Annotated in this window: 21 protein-coding genes and 1 pseudogene; 17 read left to right on the top strand and 5 right to left on the bottom strand. The window is 36.3% G+C overall.

Features of this window, described 5'->3' with window-relative positions; genetic code table 11:
- Positions 1-70 precede the first annotated feature (70 nt).
- The 3 genes from QOX35_RS09235 to QOX35_RS09225 form a co-directional block, all read right to left on the bottom strand.
- Complete coding sequence (locus QOX35_RS09235) at positions 71-883, bottom strand: helix-turn-helix domain-containing protein (RefSeq protein WP_252639264.1); 813 nt, start codon at positions 881-883, stop codon at positions 71-73.
- Positions 884-1115: 232 nt separating this feature from the next.
- Positions 1116-2000 (bottom strand): site-specific integrase, encoded by an 885-nt coding sequence (locus QOX35_RS09230; protein ID WP_252639263.1) that lies wholly within the window; start codon positions 1998-2000, stop codon positions 1116-1118.
- 132 nt (positions 2001-2132) lie between these two features.
- Positions 2133-3011, bottom strand: a complete 879-nt coding sequence (locus QOX35_RS09225) for a helix-turn-helix domain-containing protein (protein WP_252639262.1) — start codon at positions 3009-3011, stop codon at positions 2133-2135.
- Between the two features lie 576 nt (positions 3012-3587).
- Here QOX35_RS09225 and QOX35_RS09220 point away from each other — a divergent pair.
- Genes QOX35_RS09220 through QOX35_RS09200 form a run of 6 tightly spaced genes read left to right on the top strand, consistent with a single transcriptional unit; the run spans position 3588 to position 11010 of the window.
- Positions 3588-3926, top strand: a complete 339-nt coding sequence (locus QOX35_RS09220) for an ISAon1 family transposase N-terminal region protein (protein ID WP_252639725.1) — start codon at positions 3588-3590, stop codon at positions 3924-3926.
- Positions 3927-3969: 43 nt separating this feature from the next.
- Positions 3970-4905, top strand: coding sequence for an ISAon1 family transposase (locus QOX35_RS09215; RefSeq protein WP_502846764.1), 936 nt, complete (start codon positions 3970-3972; stop codon positions 4903-4905).
- 26 nt (positions 4906-4931) lie between these two features.
- Positions 4932-5279 carry a MarR family winged helix-turn-helix transcriptional regulator gene (locus QOX35_RS16480; RefSeq protein ID WP_366246704.1) on the top strand — a complete coding sequence of 116 codons (348 nt, stop codon included), beginning with the start codon at positions 4932-4934 and terminating at the stop codon, positions 5277-5279.
- 22 nt (positions 5280-5301) lie between these two features.
- Positions 5302-6408 (top strand): efflux RND transporter periplasmic adaptor subunit, encoded by a 1107-nt coding sequence (locus QOX35_RS09210; RefSeq protein WP_283686678.1) that lies wholly within the window; start codon positions 5302-5304, stop codon positions 6406-6408.
- A 28-nt stretch (positions 6409-6436) separates the two neighbouring features.
- The gene (locus tag QOX35_RS09205; protein WP_283686677.1) at positions 6437-9610 is read left to right on the top strand and encodes an efflux RND transporter permease subunit; all 3174 of its coding nucleotides are present in this window, start codon (positions 6437-6439) and stop codon (positions 9608-9610) included.
- Positions 9607-11010 (top strand): efflux transporter outer membrane subunit, encoded by a 1404-nt coding sequence (locus QOX35_RS09200; RefSeq protein ID WP_283686676.1) that lies wholly within the window; start codon positions 9607-9609, stop codon positions 11008-11010. The genes QOX35_RS09205 and QOX35_RS09200 overlap by 4 nt, the downstream gene beginning before the upstream one ends.
- A gap of 89 nt (positions 11011-11099) precedes the next feature.
- Here the strand turns inward: QOX35_RS09200 and QOX35_RS09195 are convergent, their stop codons facing one another.
- Positions 11100-12236 carry a VWA domain-containing protein gene (locus QOX35_RS09195; protein ID WP_283686675.1) on the bottom strand — a complete coding sequence of 379 codons (1137 nt, stop codon included), beginning with the start codon at positions 12234-12236 and terminating at the stop codon, positions 11100-11102.
- A 165-nt stretch (positions 12237-12401) separates the two neighbouring features.
- On the opposite strand from QOX35_RS09195, the gene QOX35_RS09190 reads away from it, so the two are divergent.
- From QOX35_RS09190 to QOX35_RS09145, 10 genes and pseudogenes are all read left to right on the top strand, one after another.
- Complete coding sequence (locus tag QOX35_RS09190; protein ID WP_283686674.1) at positions 12402-14231, top strand: tetratricopeptide repeat-containing sensor histidine kinase; 1830 nt, start codon at positions 12402-12404, stop codon at positions 14229-14231.
- Complete coding sequence (locus tag QOX35_RS09185) at positions 14228-14986, top strand: LytR/AlgR family response regulator transcription factor (RefSeq protein ID WP_283686673.1); 759 nt, start codon at positions 14228-14230, stop codon at positions 14984-14986. The genes QOX35_RS09190 and QOX35_RS09185 overlap by 4 nt, the downstream gene beginning before the upstream one ends.
- Before the next feature lie 113 nt (positions 14987-15099).
- A complete protein-coding gene (locus QOX35_RS09180) occupies positions 15100-15597 on the top strand; it encodes a DUF4369 domain-containing protein (RefSeq protein WP_283686672.1) in 498 nt (165 codons plus the stop codon).
- 82 nt (positions 15598-15679) lie between these two features.
- Complete coding sequence (locus QOX35_RS09175) at positions 15680-17083, top strand: peroxiredoxin family protein (protein WP_283686671.1); 1404 nt, start codon at positions 15680-15682, stop codon at positions 17081-17083.
- A 1-nt stretch (position 17084) separates the two neighbouring features.
- Positions 17085-17510 carry a hypothetical protein gene (locus QOX35_RS09170; protein ID WP_252639158.1) on the top strand — a complete coding sequence of 142 codons (426 nt, stop codon included), beginning with the start codon at positions 17085-17087 and terminating at the stop codon, positions 17508-17510.
- 100 nt (positions 17511-17610) lie between these two features.
- Positions 17611-17919: a hypothetical protein gene (locus QOX35_RS09165; RefSeq protein ID WP_283686670.1), complete on the top strand. Its 309-nt coding sequence runs from the start codon at positions 17611-17613 to the stop codon at positions 17917-17919.
- On the top strand, positions 17919-18131 hold the full coding sequence (locus QOX35_RS09160; protein WP_283686669.1) for a hypothetical protein: 213 nt from the start codon (positions 17919-17921) through the stop codon (positions 18129-18131). The genes QOX35_RS09165 and QOX35_RS09160 overlap by 1 nt, the downstream gene beginning before the upstream one ends.
- Positions 18132-18137: 6 nt before the next feature.
- On the top strand, positions 18138-18389 hold the full coding sequence (locus tag QOX35_RS09155) for a hypothetical protein (protein WP_283686668.1): 252 nt from the start codon (positions 18138-18140) through the stop codon (positions 18387-18389).
- A gap of 4 nt (positions 18390-18393) precedes the next feature.
- Positions 18394-19326, top strand: a complete 933-nt coding sequence (locus QOX35_RS09150) for a WYL domain-containing protein (RefSeq protein ID WP_283686667.1) — start codon at positions 18394-18396, stop codon at positions 19324-19326.
- 202 nt (positions 19327-19528) lie between these two features.
- Positions 19529-19780: pseudogene (locus QOX35_RS09145) on the top strand (tyrosine-type recombinase/integrase); the annotation flags it as partial.
- Between the two features lie 195 nt (positions 19781-19975).
- On the opposite strand, the gene QOX35_RS09140 reads toward QOX35_RS09145, so the two are convergent.
- The gene (locus QOX35_RS09140) at positions 19976-20713 is read right to left on the bottom strand and encodes a LuxR C-terminal-related transcriptional regulator (RefSeq protein WP_283686666.1); all 738 of its coding nucleotides are present in this window, start codon (positions 20711-20713) and stop codon (positions 19976-19978) included.
- A gap of 1018 nt (positions 20714-21731) precedes the next feature.
- On the opposite strand from QOX35_RS09140, the gene QOX35_RS09135 reads away from it, so the two are divergent.
- Positions 21732-21962, top strand: coding sequence for a hypothetical protein (locus tag QOX35_RS09135; protein ID WP_283686665.1), 231 nt, complete (start codon positions 21732-21734; stop codon positions 21960-21962).
- Positions 21963-22017: the final 55 nt, after the last annotated feature.

Genomic DNA, 22017 nt, shown 5'->3' with positions numbered 1-22017 from the left:
GAGACATCACAAAAGTATACTTTATTTAATCCATTTAGCATATACATTTTTACCTTTTTTGTTCACTTTTTTACCTATTTGAGTGTTTTGTTCTTATTTTTCCTTGCTTCCTTAATTCTGTAGGGGTCAATCCATAGTGTTTTTTACAGAAGGTATAGAAATAAGATTGTGATGTAAATCCATATCTATCAGATATTTCACAAAAGTAATCCTGAGTAAAACATATGTCTTGCATAATCCTTTTAGCTTTAAATTTCGTTATCCACTGATAAGGAGCTTCATTGAAGCATTTTTGAAATTTTTTTATAAAGCCTGATGAGCTATAATTTGCAAGTTGAGCCAATTCAGAAATAGAATTTACCCTTAAACAGTTGTTTTTAACCAAGTCTGCGAACAATATATTCTCATCTAATAGAGGATGGAGAAACACACTTATCTCCTTCATCGAGTAATATTCTTTAATCAACATAAACAACTGATCCTCTATTAATTGATCTATACCATTCATGTCTATACCATCCTTAAGATATAGAAATATTAGCCTCCAGAACTCATGGAAGTGACCTCTCGCTTTCAGTATATTCCACTCCTCACCCTCCGAAATTTCTATAAGACTCTTTATTGAAGTCTGTGAAAAATGTCTGACAATATTTTCCAGTTTCAGAAATATCAAGACAGCCTTGTCTATTATCTCAAATTGTATAAACGTATCTTTTGTTATAAGGAGCGTCTCTCCTGTGGCTAGATTCCTTCGTCTATTTCTTTCGTAAGACACTGTTATGTTACCATTTAGTATATACACAAAGCTATCACTCGCTTCATATAATTTTCTACAAATGCCATTGTCTAATTCAATATACCTGAAGATACCGGAGTTGCTCATTTGCTAAATGTTTTTCTGTCACTTAGGAAATGACAGAAATTGATATTAGATTAAATTCAATTTTGAACTTATCGGGTCAGGCGTAAAAATATAAATGCTGTATCGATTAACCAAGAAATATTTGTTAAAAGTGAATTGGTTTATAATTCAAGAAAAAATATCCCTGCTTTAATTCAAATAGAAGAAATTACTTTCATATTTGCCTTATGGAGTGTTGCACTGTTGAATGAAGCTAAATATATCTGTGTTGTTTGCACAGAATTATGCCCAAACTTTCACTTATTACAGGTAAAGGAATATTTTTATTTTTGGCTATGGTAGCCCAACTATGGCGTGCAACGTAGCTAGTCAATATATTGTCCAATCCCAATAATATAGATATTTTGGCAAGTCTGTTATTATAAGTGCGCAAGGCGCTCTCATATTGAAGCCTGTCTTCTATCTTTTTACTTAATATAATGGGTAATAGATATTCCGAACCTTCTGTCTTGCTCTCATTCCGTTTTATAATGGAGATAATTTTGTCAGTAAGTCTGATTTTTAATAATTGTCCTGTTTTGTGGCGACGATACGCAATGTGCCCATCCTTGATGTTTTTCTTTTTCAGGTAGGCTATATCTACAAATGACATTCCTCTGGCATAGAAACTGAACATAAATAGTTGTTGAGCAAACTCCAACCCTGCGTCGTGCTTAAGATCCAGATTAGCAATCTTTTTTATAATATGTTCCTGCACTGCTCTTTTGGTAGTTCGTTCTATTCCGATAAAAGTATTATCGAACGGATTGGCTACAGGACGAGGAACAAGTAATTCTTTACAGGCTTTATTATATACAGCTCTCAGGTTTCTTATATAAAAAGATATTGTGTTTAAGGATTTACCCTCTTTCTTTAAGAACATTTCGAAACGCTTTACCATTGCATTATCAATTTTCGCAAGCAATATATCATCGCCTTTGTTGAACGCCACAAAGCAATTGAGCATACTACGATATGCCCTTGCTGTACGATATTGCCTATTAATTTGTAATTCCTGAGTTTGTATTTCAACATAATCGCTCAATAATAGCGATTCATTTTTCTTGTGAAAAAAGACATTCTTTAGTTTATCTAACATTTCAATTTAGGATAATTATCAATACTAGTTAACAAAGTGCTAAAATAACGATAAATATTAGCAAAAGATAGAAATGGCATCAGAAGCTTATAAGAATAGCGTCTTGTAGTTATATAAGGAAGGTGATACAAATTAAATGGCTTTATATGCTAGGGGAGTTAATCCGGTATGTTTCTTGAAAAATTTGGAAAAGAAAGAAGAATTAGAAAAATTTAGATCTTCCGATATTTGAACCACAGTGAGTTCTGTAGATTTCAGCATAACCTTTATTTTCATAATCACGATCTTATCTATCCATGTACTTGTCGATTGGCCGGTTGTTTTTTTCAATATTCTGCACAGATACCTCGATGTGATACATAGTTTATTGGCATAAAATAAGGCTGTTCTCTCCTTGATGTAGTGTTCAAATAACAGTCTGAAAAACTGTTCAGCTATAATTTCATTACGAGAAAAGGCTTTGGTATGTTCCTTTAATCTTTCATTTGAATATACTGAAACTGTTTCTTTAACTAAAGCCAAGAGTAAGTTTCTGGTTACTTCTTCCGTATATATATGCTTCTCCTTATTTATATTGTCTACAATAAACGAGTGTAATTGCAGTAGATAATCTACGTGATCAACCGACAGATCGATACATGGATGATAAATAATCTTATCTACAATATTAAAATTTTTGAGTAGAGGCTCACCAACAAAAAAGTCATTTGAAAAAATCAGAACGCCGATAAATAAGTCATCAGTTTTTTCAGTAGTTTCCATTATTTGGTTAGGAAGTACTGTAAATACTGTGTTTTCTTTGATTTTATATTCTCTGAAATTAATTTTTATTGTAGCATTACCTTTAAGGCATAGCCCCATAAGGATGCCTTCAATAGCGCAAGGGTAGTTGATTGATATCTTTGGCGGAACTTGTGTAGAGTTAACCGAAACAAAGTTAAGAACGGTAAAGTCTTCATTCTTTTTTGCGATTTCGGCAAAAGAAAATGTCGTAAGAGTGTTATTACTCATGGTATTAGCAATTCACTTTCTGCAATATTGCCAATTATTTTAAGAAAAGCAAACATTTACCATGAAAAATAAGCCGCCTCTTTGCTCTTTTCGTTAGATGATAACAAGTTTATTTTATAATATCTGTTCATATAATATATTAACTTATAACTGTATAGCTGCTATAACAATAGGAAATACAATTTTTCCTGTAACCCAATAGAACACATTTCTATACCTTAATATACATTAAATAAGCCAAAAAGTCCCTTTTGGAACATAACTGGGTAATATTGGAACTGCAAACCTCGCGATCTTCTATCGACATTTGTACTAGTATTAATTGGGATATTAAAGATGGTAAGGATTACAAGTTGCAGATTAAATCAGGCTAGAATAAAGTAAGTTTTTATTGTCATAAGTGTCCATATAATAAAAGAGGGAGATATGAAACACACAAGAGTATATCAAGAGTCACCAGATAAGCTTGAAATCTTGACGTGCAAGGTATCCAAGATGTTACATAAAAAAAGAAATCGGCTTTTGAGGGCTCTTTCCTAAAAGTTGTGGAGATATAATTTTTCCTAACTTTGTTTAATGGAAAGTGGCTATGAATTATTATTACCCGAAGGTTTGTTGGACTACTTTGAAGTAGTTGAAGTTGAGACATTCGAAAAAGTTATCATCCTTCATCTGGATGAAAATGTTTTGTCCTTGGAAGAAAACAAGGATAATCAATTTATTTCCAAAGGCTTTTATCCCCCTACCGATATTCACGATTTTCCTCTTCGCGGTAAGAGTTTAATTCTTCGAGTACGTCGTCGTCGCTGGCAGGATAAACACTCGGGGCATCCCTATATGCGAGAATGGTCTACAGTAGCCGGCGGCACCCATTTAACAGCGGAGTTCGCTGCTTTTTTAAAAGCATTATCTTGATAGCGAACCCGTCAACTGTTCTACCTTAGGTAAGTTCTTTAATATCAATGGTAAAAAGTTGGAAGAGTGGTATCGTTGCCATTTATCTGGTTTTCATGATTGGATAGAGCGAGAACATGCCGATAAATACTTGATTTTTCCTGATAATATTGGCACACATTTAAGTATTGATGAAACCTGTTTAAGCTATGATGAACTTTATACTATCGTCACCAACAAATCCGCCAAAGGACGTAAAGGAGCTATTGTGGCTATTATTAAAGGTACATCAGCAGAAACAGTCATTACTCATCTGCAAAAGATCTCCTTATCCAAACGACAGCAAGTCAAAGAAATCACCCTGGATATGGCTGCCAATATGGAACTTATAGCCAAGCGATGTTTCCCAAAAGCCAGCCTGGTTACAGATAGGTTCCATGTACAAAAGCTAGCTATCGAAGCCTTACAGGATATGCGTATCGCTTATCGTTGGCAAGCACTTGAGGGTGAAAATAAAGAAATGGAATTGGCTAAAGAAACGGGGAAATCTTATAAACCGGAAGTTCTTGAAAATGGTGATACCCATAAACAACTGCTTGTGCGTAGCCGATATCTGTTATTCAAGAATGAGAATAAGTGGACCCCCAATCAACATCTTAGAGCTGATACTTTGTTCAAATATTATCCTAATCTGGAAACTGCTTATAGGTTAACAATGCATCTGAAAGGCATTTACGAAAAAACAAAAGATAAAACTGCTGCTTTGACTCGATTAGCTAGATGGTATGAACAAGTAGAACAATCCGGATTTAAAACTTTTGCAACAGTAAAAAGAAGTATAGCCGCTCACTACAGAACAATACTGAATTACTTTGACAATCGTTCAACGAATGCTTCTGCGGAATCTTTCAATGCCAAGATTAAAGCATTTAGAGCTACGCTCAGAGGAGTAAAGCATATACCCTATTTTTTATTTAGATTAACGAATATTTATGCCTAGTCCACAACTTTTAGGGAAGAGCCCTTTTGAGTAGTTTTGAATTAACAGGTCCACAGTTCGATATTCTATCTGCAATTTATCAATTTTCAATTCAGAAGAGAGAAATCATTCAAATAGACCTTTCAAACACAACCGAAATAGATCCGATGACTACTTCGACAATATTACGCAATCTACAAAGAAAAGGCTTAATAACAAGAAGTCGCGGTGTTATTAACACTCGAACTGTAGAGATAGAATTTACTCCCAAAGGATTCGAGTTGTATAAAAAAGCTTCTGTCAAGATTAAATCAATGAATGAGTCTCTTTTTCAAAATATTGATAAAGAACATCTGGTATCCATCTTAGATATACTATTAGAGAGGCTGGTATAGAACAAATTAAATTATTAATTATATGAAGCTCACTAAAATTACAACAGGAATACTTATTCTAGTCCTATTTTCTTCATGCGGGAAGAGGCAAAACCCATTCGGAGAGGAAGCGGAAGTGCGGACATATTCAACTTTAGTTATGCAAAAGCAAGATGCAGAATTATTGTCTGTTTATCCGGCTACAATAAGAGGGCAGGAAGATATTGAGATCCGTCCCCGGATCGATGGTTTTATAGAAGCCATTTACGTTGATGAAGGTTCTGTAGTAAGAAAAGGGCAGTCTTTATTTAAAATTAACTCCCCGCAATCCGAACAGGCTTTAACTACAGCAAAAGCTCAGGTGAGTAGTGCAACTGCTCAGGTAAATACGGCTAAGATAAACGTAAACAGGGTAAGACCTTTAGCCGAAAAGGGGATTGTCGGAACGGTACAGTTAGAGACGGCAGAGAACTCTTATGAGACAGCTTTGGCGGCTTTGGAGCAGGCTAACGCGGCTTTAAAAAATGCACAGGCAACCATTAGCTGGACAAATGTAACAAGCCCTGTAAATGGTATTGTAGAATCTATTCCATTTCGTAATGGAAGTCTGGTAAATCCTGCAAATGTATTGACTACCGTTGCTAATACAGAAAATGTGTATGTCTATTTTTCGCTAAACGAAAAAGCATTGAGTGAGTTTTTGAATACATTGGAGGGAAAGACACAAGCCGAAAAAATCAAAAATGCGCCTAAAGTTATATTAACCTTAGCCAATGGCACTGAGTATGAAGAAAGAGGAAAACTCGAAACCATAACAGGAATTGTAAACATAACTACCGGATCAGCAACATTCAGAGCCGAGTTTCCGAACAAGGATGGGGTGTTAAGAAGTGGGACGAGTGGAAAAATAGGTATTCCCCGAACACTTCAGGATGTGTTTGTAATATCTCAAAAATGCACATTCACCCAACAAGACAAAACTTTGGTATATAAGGTGCTGGGAGACTCCGTTGTGCAAACCATTGTATCGGTTATATCTACACCGGATGGAAAAGATTATGCAGTAACTCAAGGTCTGAATGTAAATGACCGGATTATTGCAGACGGTGTTGCCACCTTAAGCAACAAACAGAAAATAAAGATACAATAATAGCTCATAATATTAAAAAGAAAATATAATGTTAAAAACATTTATAGAAAGGCCTGTATTGTCCACCGTTATTTCTATCATATTTGTAGTATTGGGAATAATAGGATTGGCAACATTGCCGGTAGAACAATATCCGGACATTGCCCCACCCACAGTTCAGGTAGTGACAATATATCCGGGCGCGAATGCAGAGGTTGTAATGAATAGTGTTATTATACCTCTCGAAGAACAGATAAACGGAGTAGAAGGGATGACTTACATGACATCTTCGGCATCGAATAATGGTATGGCAAATATCCGTATCTTTTTCAAGCAAGGTGTAAATCCCGATATTGCAGCTGTAAATGTACAAAACAAGGTAGCCAGAGCAACTCCTGTTTTGCCTCAAGAGGTGAATCAGAATGGGGTTATTGTAGCTAAACAGCAGAATAGTACGATTCTGGGGCTTACCATATCCACCAGCAATAAAGAATATGACGGGCAATTTCTGCAAAATTATGCCAACATCAATATACTGCCTCAAATCAAACGTGTGTATGGGGTGGGGGATGCCGGAGTATATGGTGCGCAAGACTACTCGATGCGTATCTGGCTAAAACCCGATGTTATGGCATCATATAAGCTATCTGTGCAGGAAGTTATCGGAGCGCTACAAGATCAGAATATAGAAGCTGCTCCCGGAGAACTGGGGCAAAACAGCGATCAGTCGTTTCAGTATACCTTGAAATATACAGGCAGGCTAAAGTCACCCGAACAGTTTGGTGATATTATTATCCGTTCCATCAAGGGACAGATATTAAGGGTAAAAGATGTTGCCGACGTCGAACTGGGATCAGAGAATTATACGGTTACTTCCATGGTAAATAAAACAGAAGAAGGTGTTTTTATATCCATTAGTCAAACCGCAGGATCTAATGCTCAGGAGGTTATTGAAAACGTAAAAGCGGTACTCAATGAAGCGGAAAAATCATTTCCGGAGGGAGTAAAGATCAATTATTTTATGGATTCGAGTGAATTCTTAAACGAGTCTATCAAAAAAGTAGTAACCACTTTGCTTGAGGCATTCGTATTGGTTTTCTTGGTTGTCTTTGTTTTCTTGCAGGATTTCCGTTCCACTGTCATTCCGGCTATTGCTGTGCCGGTGGCTATTATCGGCACATTTTTCTTCTTGCAGTTGTTCGGATTCTCCATCAACCTACTCACGTTATTTGCTTTAGTTTTAGCTATCGGTATAGTGGTAGACGATGCCATTGTGGTGGTTGAAGCCGTTCATGCTCAGATGGAAAATGGAGAGACAGATCCTAAGGTTGCAACACTAACCGCAATGAAAGAGATCGCTCCTGCTATTGTATCCATCACGTTGGCAATGGCCGCAGTGTTCATCCCGGTTAGTTTCATCGGTGGGTCGTCCGGTATTTTCTTCAAGCAATTTGGGCTCACCCTTTGTGTGGCTATTCTTATATCGGCGGTTAATGCCCTTACACTAAGCCCGGCTTTGTGTGCGATGTTTCTAAAAGTAAATAATCATGATGATGAGAGGGGAAAGAAAAGTCTTTTCCGCCGTTTCACTTATACATTTAATACCGCATTCAACTTCGGGACTCAAAAATATAAATCGGCATTGCATTTCTTAGGAAAGAGGGGACATCGCTGGATAACTGTTACCATTATCCTCGTGGCTTCAGCAATTTTATTCGGATTGATGAAAGTTATCCCAACAGGATTTGTGCCTCAGGAAGATAGCGGGGTAGTAATGGCTTTCGTAACCTTACCTCCGGGATCATCGCTCGAGAGAACCGATTCTTTAGTTAACGAACTTGTAGATATAGCTAACGAGATTGAAAGTATAGATAACATAACCAATATAACAGGGGTTAATTTTATTGGCGGCCTGGGTAGTTCTTATGGTACTGTTATATTAAAAATGGATCCGTGGAGCGAACGTAAAATATCTACCAATCAGGTGGTTAGTATCTTGGAGGAAAAAACAAAGAATATCAATAATGCAGAATTTTTCTTCATGGCAACTCCTACTCTTCAGGGATTTGGCTTAGGTGCCGGAGTTGAGATGCAGCTTCAGGACAGAATGGGTGGAGACATTCATGCCTTCTATGATGTAACAACTAATTTCATATCCAAATTAGAGGAGAGGGACGAAGTGATGATGGCCATGACCAATTTCAACCCCAACTTTCCTCAAAAAGAAATTGAAGCGGATGTTGCAAAAATAAAAGAAGCGGGACTTACTCTCAATCAGGTGATGGGGACATTGCAAGCCTATATCGGAAGTGCTTATATCTCAAATTTCAACCTGTACGGAAAACAATTTAAGGTGATGTTGCAGTCCAGCCCTGAATATAGGAGTAAGTTAGATGACCTCGATGGTTTGTTTGTCCAGACAGGGTCGGGAGAGATGGCTCCTATCACCGGGTTTATAAATATCAAAGACGTAACAGCACCTCAGATGCTCAATCGCTTCAATATGTTCCAATCGATGAATGTTATCATCGTTCCTAACATGATTGACGGATACAGTTCGGGCGATGTGATGAGGGTCATTGAAGAAATGAGTGAGGATAAAACTATATTCCCAAGCGGATATAGCTATGAATATTCGGGAATGACACGGCAGGAAGCCGAATCGGCTAGTCAGATAATACTCATATTCGGCATTTCGTTGATTTTCGTATACTTACTTTTAGCAGCTCTGTACGAAAGCTATATTCTGCCGTTTGCCGTATTGCTGTCATTGCCTGTCGGTTTGGCCGGAGTATTTATATTCCTCGTACTCTTTGGGGTATCTAACGGTATAGTAAACAATATATATGTACAGATATCGCTGGTTATGCTTATCGGTCTGTTAGCCAAAAATGCAATCTTGATTGTAGAATATGGTATACAACGGCGTCAGCAGGGAATGTCTATTGTGGAAGCTGCTATTAATGGGGCAGTAGCCCGTCTGCGTCCTATTCTGATGACATCTTTTGCATTCATCTTCGGGTTGCTTCCATTGGCTTTTGCCTCGGGAGCAGGAGCAATCGGAAACCAGTCTATCGGGATCAGTGCAATAGGCGGGATGCTTTTCGGAACATTGATAGGTATATTGGTGATACCGACATTATACATTGTATTCCAGAGCTTACAAGAACGATTTAGTGGAAAAATGCAGATGTCAGAAACAAATAAATCAGTAAAGCAATGAAAAGTAGATATGTAAAAATAGTATTACTGGGATTAATCATCCCGGTAATATTAACATCTTGCCAAGTGTTCAATAAATATAAAGCTCCGGAAGTAGATACCGAGAATTTATTTAGAGACAGAGCCGTTGAGGATTCTACTACAATTGCCAATATCCCTTGGCGGGAATATTTTAAAGATCCTATATTACAATCTCTTATAGATGAGGGTCTCGGTAATAATTTCGATTTGCAGATTGCAACTACAAGAATCCGTCAGGCAGAAGCTGCGCTGGGCATGGCAAAGGCGGCATATTTTCCCGATGTGGCATTGGTAGGACAGGTCGACCATAAGCGTCAGAGTGTAGATCAGACAGGCAAGAATAAAGATGTTCTTGGGTATCATCAGGAAGTTTATAGCTTGGGAGTTGCTGTGAGTTGGGAAGCAGACCTTTGGGGTAAGATGAATCGGCAGTCGAAGGCAAGGTATGCACAATTCCTCTCAAGTCAATCGTATCGGAATCTGGTACAAACTTCGCTGATTTCCAACATCGCCACTTCGTATTATTCGTTATTGGCTCTGGACGAACAGCTCAAGGTTACAAACGAAACTATCGCTTTGCTGGAAGAAAGTACCGCAACCATGGAAGCTCTGAAAGAAGCAGGGATGCTCAATGGTGCAGCGGTAGAACAAAGTAAAGCGATGCTATACAATACACAAATAAGTGTTCCTGATTTGGAAATTCAAATCCAGCAATTAGAGAATTCGCTTTGTTTGATGTTGGGAAGGAAGTCGGGTAGTATTCAAAGATCGAGTTTTGCAGAGCAAAGTACCTCAGATATGAGTTATGGTGTTCCTGTACAAATGCTGGCAAAACGTCCTGATGTGCAACAGGCCGAACTGGGATTTAGGAGTGCATTTGAACTGAAAAATGCTGCACAGGCAAGCTTTTATCCGTCTATTACATTAAGTTCGGGAATGATTGGGTATGGCGCGTCGTCTTTGTCTGGCTTTTTCAAGTCTGAGAATATCTTTGCCAATATCATAGGAGGTCTTACTCAACCATTATTTGCAAGAAAACAACTTATCTCAAATCTAAGAATAACGAAGGCGCAACAAGAAGAGGCATTGCTAAACTTCGAAAAAATAGTGCTTTCTGCAAGTAAAGAGGTCTCCGATATCCTTTTCGGCTACGAATCGTCTCTCAAGAAAAATGAAACACGTAAGATGCAGGTAAGATCTTTATTAACAGCTGTTGATTTTACACAGGAATTACTGAAATCCGGTGAAGCAAATTACATAGAAGTGCTTAATGCTGAACAAAACTTACTTCAAGCACAACTTGGACAGGTGGGAGACAAATTAGAACAATTACAATATTGTGTATCTCTTTACAGAGCACTAGGCGGAGGATCTGAGTAAGCCGCTTTTTCAAATTTGTACCTAAATGAGAAACTACAGGTTGTGAAACCTGTAGTTTTTTTGTCTCAACAATGTTATAGATCGGTTGATTATTTACTGATAGTATAGCCTTTCTTGTTTGCAAAAGCAAGGATAGATTCGTTGATAGCTTTGCCCAGATCGTCGCCTGTGGTATTGTCCTTTTTTGCTTGCTGGTCGATATATTCCTGACGTTTTTTTGCAAGGTCGGATATCTCTTTCTGTATCGTGGCGCGTTCGGCTTCTTTCTCTGTGATTGCCTTTTTAATTTCAGCTTTCGATTTGTTTTGTAATTCCTTAGGCAATTCCGATTGCTTGATTTCATTCAATGCATTCTGGTCTTCTTTTACTTTGTCTACCAAGTCCCACGAACTATTGTTATAGACCTGTTTGGATTTGCTAACAGCACGTTCGGCAAAGTTAGATTTAGATATACCCATTGCATTTCTATCCTGACGCATTTGATTCTCTGCATTTGCAGATCCTTGTAATCCATAGCTGATGTATGTTTTATTGAGGCGCTCGTTACATGCGCTGATACGGTCGTCGTAAGGAGTATCGTAGTAACGGACACGTGCATTGTGGTCTATGTTGAAGAATTTTCCCTGACCTTTTACAGCTCCGTCGCGCCACATGCCTCTAATGCCGCTTTCTGCATCTCCGCAGTGAATTGTATTTACGTAAATTCCTTTAGCCAAAGCCCTTTCTATAGCTGTTCTGTATGTCACACGTCCTTGAGTGAACGGTTCATTTCCGGCAATGTATATCAGTTTCATGTCAGATGAATTAGTTCCCCAATTGAGCATCTCCACAGCTTTGCTGATTACCGTACCGCAATATTCGTCTCCTCCGTAAGTGGTTAATGCAAACAGCCTTTCGGAGATATTATCAAGGTTGGTCGTTAATGGGGTAACCTGTCTGATATATCCATCCGACTTGCGCAGATTGTCGTTTCCGTATTCGAAGATGGCTATTTCGATTTTTGGCGAACGTCCGTTATACTTTAGTGTAGTCAGTGTGTTTACAATATTCCATAGGCGCGACTTGGCTTGTTCGATAAGCCCGTCCATACTGCTCGATGTATCCAGAAGGATAGCGACTTGGATTTTTGTCTCGCGGTTCATTTCATCATTGGTTGTGTTAGTGTTGCAAAGTGTAATTGCCGAAAAAGCTAACAACATTGTGGTTAATAGTATAAACTTTTTCATATCATTGTAATTTAGTTGGTTGTGATGTTCAAATGTATAATGTTCAGAAATAGTATTTTGGGCAGAATGGGTGAACTCAGACTTTGAGTTGGTAAAACATAGTCTATAAATGTTTTAAAAGTATTTACTTTACAATCAGAAGTTAAGCAATATAAAAAGGCTGATATGTTTCTAAAATACATCATCATACTACTTTTTGGGTTGTCTACAGTAATCTGTCAGGCACAGACTCCCGTAAGCAAAGAAGTCGAGCAGAAATCAAAAGGGAAGGCTTCGAAAGAACAGGTTTCGGGTAGTTCTGTTCTTATGGAAGTGTCGAAAGCTATAGAAGAAGGCAGATCCGACGAGGAAGTAGCTCAAAGCTATGAAAAGCTAGCAAAGGAATTGGCCGATAAGAAGGAATATGCCAAGGCCGAAGATTACTTGACCCGCGCTAAGAAACTTTATGAAAAAGCAAAGAATAAAGAAAAAATTGCCGCTGTAGATAGAGAGCTGGCAAAAGTACAGGAAGCCCAGAACAAAACAAGTGCGGCTATTTCGAGCTTGAATTTCGCGCGGAGGAACACATCCAGCAAAAAACAACAAAAAATAGATGATCATAATATAAGCAGGCTATCTAATCAGGGCAGCCCTCAGACGCAGGCATACTATATACAGCAAAATCTCGATTTGGTCACAGAGCCGGAAGAAAGAGCGCTTGGTTATCAGCAGTTGGCCGAAGTTAATATGAAAATGGATAATGCCCCCGAGGCTATAAAGAATCTGGAAAGAGCCTTGGTAACGGTCAAAGATCAGCCTGAGGAGGCTTTTAAGATAAAGAAGGGTATAGCCAGTGCCCTCGTTGCGGACAATCAGACTGAGAAGGCGATAGAGGTAAATAAACAACTGGTAGCCGAGGCACGTAATGTGAATACACGTGCAGAGGTACAACAACTGCAAACACTTTCTAATGCCTTGCTCGAAGCCAATAAGAAAGAAGAGGGTATAAAAACATTGAAGGAAGCTTATGAGTTAGCGATAGATAACGGACAAACTATAGATGCTAAAAATAGTCTCGAACTTCTGGTGCAACAGTATAAGAAAGATAAGCAGCCACAAAAAGCATTGGAGGTCTATGCCGACTTTATGAATAAGCTCGAACCGCTGGTAAGAGCAGACAGTACACTGATTGATGAAAAATTCTTTCAAGTGCAGGAAGATAAAATCCTGCAATTGGAAAAAGAGCGTGAACTCAAAGATGCACTTATTGTAAAACAGAATAAATTCAACTATGTCCTTTCGGGCGTCGTGGTGCTTATCTTCATATTCTTACTTTTTATAGCAAAAGCGCTATATTCGATAAAGAAAAAGAACAAGCGCATTGCATTACAGTCGTTGCGAAGGGAAATGAACCCGCATTTTATTTTCAATAGCCTGAATAGTGTGAATCAGTTTATTGCACAAAACAACGAGTTGGAAGCCAACAAATATCTTTCATCCTATTCCAAGCTGATGCGTAATATTATGGAGAACTCCAATAAAGATTTTATTTCCCTCACAACGGAAATAGAGCAAATGAAAGAATATCTCGATCTTGAATATATGCGTTTCCACGATAAATTTGAGTACAAAATAGAGGTGGATGAGGGGATAGACAGTGATGCTCTCTTCATACCAAATATGCTGATACAGCCACAACTCGAAAATGCTATTTGGCACGGTTTGCGTTACAAGGAAGGGATAGGCTTGCTGACCTTGAAGGTCGTACAAGGGAATAACTGCCTTTATGCCATTGTTGAGGATAATGGTATAGGTCTCACAAGGAGCAAAGAACTGAAAACGAAGCATCAGCGGGAACATAATTCGCGTGGATTGACTAATACATATGAGCGTATCAACCTGCTAAACAGCCTCTACAGTACAAATATATCGATAGACATAACCGAAAAAGAAGGGGAGGAGACAGGTGTAATTGTCTCCCTGCGTTTTCCTATAATGAATAAGAATAAGCAATGAATACCTTACAAAAAATAAGAAGTGTAATTGTTGAGGACGAGCCCGCCGCACGTGAAGCCCTGAAAAACTATTTAGGCAAATATTGCCCTCAGGTAGAAATAGTAGGGGAGGCGCATAACGGAAAAGATGCCATTCCTTTGCTGCATGAGTTGGAGCCCCAACTTGTATTTCTGGATGTGGAAATGCCATTCGGAAATGCTTTTGATGTATTGGAGGCTTGTAAGAATTTGTACTTTGAGACAATCTTTGTTACAGCATTTTCCGAATATTCGTTGCGTGCGCTCAATCAGAGTGCCGCGTACTATCTGCTCAAACCGGTGAGTATTGAGGAGCTCATTATTGCCGTAAATAAAGTGCAGCAGCATATTATAAACAAGGAAATATTTAACCGGAACAAAATCCTTGTTGAAAATTTCCGCGAGCCCAAACCCGAAAAACAACAAGTGATCCTGCCCACTCTCGAAGGCTTCGAAGTAGTGAAAATGGAAGATATAATCCGCTTGCAGGGTAATGGTAATTTTACGGATATCTACCTCAACAACAAGACTAAGAAGATGGTATGCCGTTTTCTCAAGCACTTTCATGAGATATTGCCCTACCCATTTATACGTGTGCATAAGTCACACATTATAAACTTCAACTATGTGAAATCTTATCATAAAAATTCAGGTGGATACGTAACTCTTTCGGACGAAACAGAAATAGAAATCTCAACCACTTACAAGGAAGAATTTCTTAGAATATTCAAAGCCTGATGGAGACTAGGGTTTGGGAATTATCTTACAGGTTATTGATTCTGATGTTTTTGTATACTTTTTTTGCTAAATATTACGTTATATTACAACGTAAAACTTAATTTATTGTTCCCATGAAAAAGTATTTATTTTCTATTCTGATTGGTATTTCGTTCCTCATAGCCTGTACTCCTGCTTCTCAACAAAAAGCTGTACTGGAAGCAACAATAGAAAATTCGCCAACCGATACCGTTACTATATACTACCGTACATTAGAAAACAATCAATGGATAAGTTTTTCGGATACATGCCGGATTGTAGACGGGCACTTTTCATTCGATCTGCATATAAATGATCTGACCAAAGCCTATATTAAGTTTGATAACTCTAATGTAATAGAAGTATATGTAGAACCTAAGCAAATGAAGATGGACTTTTTCGGTGTAAGTGTTTTTAATTACAATTTGGAAGGTACAGATTCGGAGAAAATATATAAACCACTGAGAAAACAATTGGCAAACTTCGAAGATAGCATTCAGATACAATTTACCGATATTATAGATCCTCTTATGAAAAAATTCAACCAAAATCAAAATGAGGAGACTTACCGGACTTTAAAAGAAAAATATTGACAGACTGAGACCTATTAGTGTACATTTTAGAAATAAGATAAGGAGGCTTAAGATAGATTATATTCAAGATAATCCTAACTCTTTGATAGCTGCGGGACAATTGTTAGATATAATAAGATGGGCTGAGCTTGAATCTTATCCGTTGGACAGTACTAAGATGCTATATACCCACCTTTCCGATGAAGTGAAAAGTTCGCAATTAGGACTACTCGCAAAAAAAATAATACAAGATGTTGATGACGAAAAGGCTCTGGCACAAAAAACAGAAGTTGGGCAAAAAGCGTCGGACTTTTCTACTTATAGCCTTGTTAGTGGCGATACTATAAGGTTGTCAGACTATAAAGGGAAATCTTATGTTCTGCTCGATTTCTGGTCTAGCACATGTGGAAATTGTATCAAAGGTTTTCCATCTCTAAAGGAACTGTATAAAAAGTATAGAGATAAAGGATTCATGATTATCGGTATATCTTCCGATTCGGACAAAAAAAGGTATATGTCTGCTATAGAAAAATATAACCTGAAAGAATGGCCTCAGGTATTGGATGTTCAGGATTTGGAAAAGGCACGGCAAGAAATAGCAAATCAGGAAGATATAAAAAAGAAGTATTATATTGAGGGTGAATCGAAAGATACTAGTTTCTTGGGAGGTGTAAAAAGATTTGGTAAGAATGTTATTACCGGAGGGAAGTCTTCTAAATTGGAGAAGAAGATGGATCGGTTACGATGTCTTTCTGCTTCTTGTTCTGATCTAAAGGAAAATCTAAAAATTTTAGCAGATTTTAACAAGAGATTAAGTGACTATCTGGAAACTGCCAGAATAACATCTTATAGAAACTTATTCCTTGCTAAAGAATTGATTTTTATAGGGAAGAAAAAAGTAGAGGGCAAAAAGCAAGTGGTTCTAGTAGACAAAAGTCACGAAATAGCTGAAGTGATGGATCTTAAAGTAGATAAGGTTGAAGATGTTAATTATCAGTCAGATTTGTTCTTTTCAAATATGGGATTAAGTTTAAGCAATTCTTTGGATAAACTTAATAAATCTATTGAAATTAAGGGCGGAGTCTCTAAAGGGGACTTAACCGATGTAGCGATAGATTTTGCCATAGATGCTCTTTTTCATTCGATAGAACAGATTATTGATGTAAATAAAGAAATGAAAGAGGCATTAATCAAAGCAGAATATGGTATTAATAGTGCTATAAAATATATAGATCAGAGTATTCATGCTATTCTGATATATAAAGCAAGTTTATTAAGGCAGTCAGAGATATTAGTAGCTCTGGTTGTTTGTAACAAAGCCTTTATTGCAGCTTATGAACCACTAAGAGAAAAAATATTTGGGGAACCTAGTCTAAGTAGATATATATTCAAAAATAAAGCAGAGGAAGATTTCATACAATCAATACAATTTAAGGAAGATATTAAACATTTAATGATATTGTGTTCGGAATATAATAAAATCAATCAATCAAAAGTAATAGAATAATATGAGTGACGATTCAAAAAAAAACACTTTAAAAAAGGCGAGCCTTGTAGTTGCTACAAGGTTAGAGAATCATTTAAAAGACAACCCTGATGCTCTAAATAAAATACAAGAAGCTTGGAGAGAACATAATCGAATGTCATTTCAGCTAAAAGCATTAGAAAAGCAGAATGATAAAGAGATTCGATTAATGACAATGAAATATGAACAAACAAGGGAAATACTACAAATGGTATTTGGGGAGCGTCAAACTGCTCTGAATGCACATTATGCTGCTCTTGACGATGCACTAAAGAGTGATGATAGGGAAATAATTTTAGCATCTCTTCGAGGAATAAGTTCCATTGTCTCACAAAATCCATTAGAAAGTTTCTCCGAGTTTTGCAAAGTTTGGGATAATAAAGATGAAACTTTATATCTCGATTTTTAAAAAAACAACACATTCTTCCTTCACTGACAGCTCTTGGCAACAAGGGCTGTTATTTTTGCCATATCATTCATTATAAATAAAAATCAAAAAGCAGAATGTTATGGAAAAAATTAAAGTATCCGAAATTAGAAAAGAATTGGTTTGGAAATTCGAAAAAAATCGGATATCTGTACTCGCAGACAAAGACAACCTTATTATCACAGTATCCCAAAAGACTTTCCTCGCAACTATACCTATTTGCAACATTGTAGAGAAAATAATAGGCGATACAGAACTGTCTGTTACCGAAGCTGGCTCTGCATTTATCCTGACATACAACAACGAGCAAAAGAGTCTGAGTATAAAGGACGACAAAGTCTATCTACTCAACACTACAGATGATTCTGGTATTCAAATAGAGATAGTATAATGGATAAGAAAAATATAGCAAGTTGGATATCCATAGTGATATGCCTTCTATCTTATTCAATCCCATCTATTTTTGCACTCTCAGGTTTAGCCGGATTACGAGAATCGATAGGTCTTATCGGGGCTATATTGGTTGTCGTTATTATCGGATTTACCTTGTTCTATCTTACATATTTAGTTTTAAAATATATTGTTTATTTTATCATAAAATAGAGTCTTATGAAAGGAATTATTACATTTATCATATTTTGCTTAGTATTGACTGGCGGTTCGGCAATTCTTTTTTTTATACCTATGCTTCTATTAATTCTATTAGAAGGGAGTGGTGCAACAACAGCTACAACGCCTCTTGAACTTGAATGGTATTGGATTGTGGGTATTATAATTTATTTTATACTAAGTTTAAAACTGATTTACAAAGCGAGCAAATTATTAACTAATAAGATTTTTGAATTTTTCAAAATAGATTGACTGTATGAACTTTAAATATAAATTCTGCATTTGGTTAATAGATACCTTATTGCTAAACAAACAAGGACTAACCATTGACGAAATTCAACATAAATGGAGAATTTCTTCTTACAATCCTGATGGAGGTTTGTTAACCGAGCGAAGCTTCCACCGTTACAGAAACGAAACAGAATCACTCTTTAACATTGATATTGTATGCGAGAAAAGCAATGGAGGTATCTATAAAATATCTTCAACGGAAGAATTGGATAGAAATACAGCTATTCAATGGATGCTAAGTGGTTTACGCATTTCTAACTTGGGAGAATTATGCCAAAAACATCAGAATCTAATTTTAGAAAATGCTCCTTTGGGATTAGAGCGAATTCAGATCATAATGGATAGCATAGAGCAGAATAAATCTTTAAGTTTGACCTATAAGTCTCACTACAAAGCCTCAAAGAATTATACCTTTCAACCTGTCTTTATCCGTCTGTTTAAGCAACGTTGGTATGTAATTGGTGCAGATATAGAACAGAATAGGTGTACGACATTCGCTCTTGAAAGAATTCTTGACGCGTCTATTATAGAAGATCAACATAAATTACCGAAAGAATTGAAACGAACTCTTAATCCTAATACATATTTTGCTCATTGTTACGGTATAATCCGTCAGTATGATCCTATCTCAATCCGATTTAGGGCTTTCTTTCCTCAGAATTTATACCTAACAGATGTACCAATGCATGAGTCTCAGGAATTGATCAATGAAACAGAAGATTATACTGATTTCGAAATATTTGTCAGACCCACTTATGACCTTAAACAAGAGTTCTTATGGAATAGAGATAAACTAGCTGTATTATCACCTGAGTCGTTCCGTTTAGATATGATTAAGGTTCTAGAAGCAACACTAAACGGATATAAAACAGGAGAGAGCTTTGCGATAGACGAATAAAAGAGGAAAGGTTGTTAGTTTTCAAATATTCCTTTGTGAAAAAACAGAATAGAAAATATAATTTTTACCTTTGTAATCGTTATCTGGCACTATGCAAAGTAACGAAAATTTCAGTCAAAAGAACCGTTGCCAAATCGTTACCTCTCTTAAATCCACTCTTTGTAATCGATTGATAAAGAGTTAGTAAGTCTAATAATGCTGCTATCTGAAGGAAATTGCTACGCTGTGTGGCATCAATAAGAAGCTGACAACGCATTGTGGCAGACATACATTTTCGACCATTATGCTGACCAAAGGCGTTTCGATAGAAAGTGTTTCCAAAATGCTCGGTCATACAAATATCACTACTACTCAAATCTATGCTAAGATATTGAATGAGAAAATCTATGTCGAAGTAAACAAAGTTCGGAGCGAGTTTGATGCTTTTCAAGAATATTACAAACAAGCCAAATAAGTTTTCTTTCACCTGACCACGAAGATATAAGCAAGAGAATAACTAAATCAAGGTCGAGCCCTTCGGGTTTGTACAAATAATCTTCCTCTACGAGCGTATTATTTGACAAAACCTTGCTTTTATTATTCTCTTTCTAGATGGATTGTTTATCAGTTGAAAAGAAAAAAAATTGTATTATAAGTCCTATTTTTCAGATTATATCAAACCTAATTTGCGAGCATAATTTAAAGCCTCAGGAGTATTATCCGCATCCATTTTTTGTAGTATATTTTGTCTGTGTCCATTCACTGTGTGAACGCTGATGAATAACTTATTAGATATTTCTTTGCTTAGAAGTCCTTCATCCATCAACTTCAGTATCTCTTTTTCTCTTTTGGAAAGATTAATTTCTGAATCTAAAGATGGAATATTTACAATCTCCCCTGTACTTGTATTAATCAATCTAAATTTTACACTTTCGCTTGGGGATTGATCCGGAGAAATATCAATTATTCCTAAAACATACTTAGGAGAGCCTTCTTCATCAATTTCTATTATCTGATGCTGACTAATAACACGCACAATATATCCTCCTTTTTTAATGGCACGAAATTCATATATGTGCTTAAAATTTTGCAGGTCTATTCTTGGCTGCCGTAGAAGATAATTTTTAAGTCTCTCCTGAAAAATTTTGAATGATATATAATCAGTAGGATGTATTTGTTTGTTCAAAAAATCGGGATCTAAGTTTGGATAATTTATTTCCTGAGATTCATATCCGAAAAATGTGGTGAAATTTGGTGATAAATATATAAATTCAGAGTTTTGAGTCCCTTCCGGATGTTTGATTAGAAAAATACAGCTATTATTGACCCGAGATAATAGGTCTAAATACAATTTATGTTTTTCCAAATCAGAAAAAAGCTTATTGTTACAACTATTCATATTTTTCATTTTTATAAAAACAGTGATAAATCACTATTGAAGATGTATCATGGCTTGGTTACCTTTGCACCCCATTACAATGATAAGGATATGTTTTTAACTGAAAAAGAATTTGCTTCTGAAAATAGCGTTCGGAAGAAAGAAATTTAAAGTGATACAAAACCTTTATTAAAGGTATCTGAACATATTAACTTCTATTTTAAAGGATTACGATACTAACTGATTCGAAAATATATTTTACCTTTATGAAATCAAGAAAAAGAGCAATGGATATAATTTCTAAAATTATAACAAATGGGTATATTTTGATGATACCTATCCTTTTGTGGAATATCATTTTTACATCAAAGCTACCATCATGCTATAGTCCTGATACCTTTAACAATAACATCCCATCCTCAATTCTTATTTGTGAGAATATATTTAGAATAATTGTATTTATATTCCCGCTTTTTCTCTCATTTAATTTTGCTACGGAAATAGGGAAAAAAGGCTTAATTATTTATTGTATTGGGTGTCTTTTATATTTTTCCTCATGGCTGATACTTATTTATTTACCTAATTCTATGTGGAGCAAAAGTATTTTCGGATTTGCAGCTCCAGCTTATACACCAATTATATGGTTGATAGGGATAGCATTTCTTCTTGATAACTACTATTTCAACCTTAAATACAATGCTTGGCATTTAATAATACCATCTATTGGCTTTAGCTTTTTTCATATACTTCACACCATAACTGTATATTTGAGATGTACTGTATAGTTAAATTCTAATTGAATATTTGACTTCTTCTTTTCATCCCTTATAATATAAAATCAATTACCCTTCCAAGACTAATTGTGTAATCCTGTTCAGGCTCTGCAAATCGTAAATAGTGAAATTTCACCATTGCTGTATATCTTATGGCAAGATACCTTTACATCCCAAAGAGATAGGAAATTATCTCTGAATTTAGCAATCATAATAGCATAAGGACAGTACCAAAATAAAATCCTGTTTATTATCCAACTATTAAATCTATGCCTATGAATGATTTGACTGAAACAGAGCTTTTTGTTTTAATAAACAAAGATTCGCAAAAGATTACAAACGAAGAAATGCAATGTGCTTATGGAAAATTTATCGAACACATAGACATCGTTAATCAAGTTGAAGGTGAGCTGATAAGTGCCATCAAAAAACTGAACCTACTTCGTATCGAGTTTATATCCCTACAATTACATTCTCAGTACGAGCAGGAAAAAAAATGCCCTTAAATTTATATATTTACAAAAAGCAATCCTCTTTCTCGAATCAGAAATCGAGCTTCTA

Origin of the sequence: Dysgonomonas sp. Marseille-Q5470 (assembly GCF_951230145.1) — a bacterium.
In the GTDB taxonomy this organism is placed as follows: domain Bacteria; phylum Bacteroidota; class Bacteroidia; order Bacteroidales; family Dysgonomonadaceae; genus Dysgonomonas.
The sequence above is the reverse complement of the archived record's forward strand: the minus strand, read 5'-3'. Positions and strand labels throughout refer to the sequence as shown.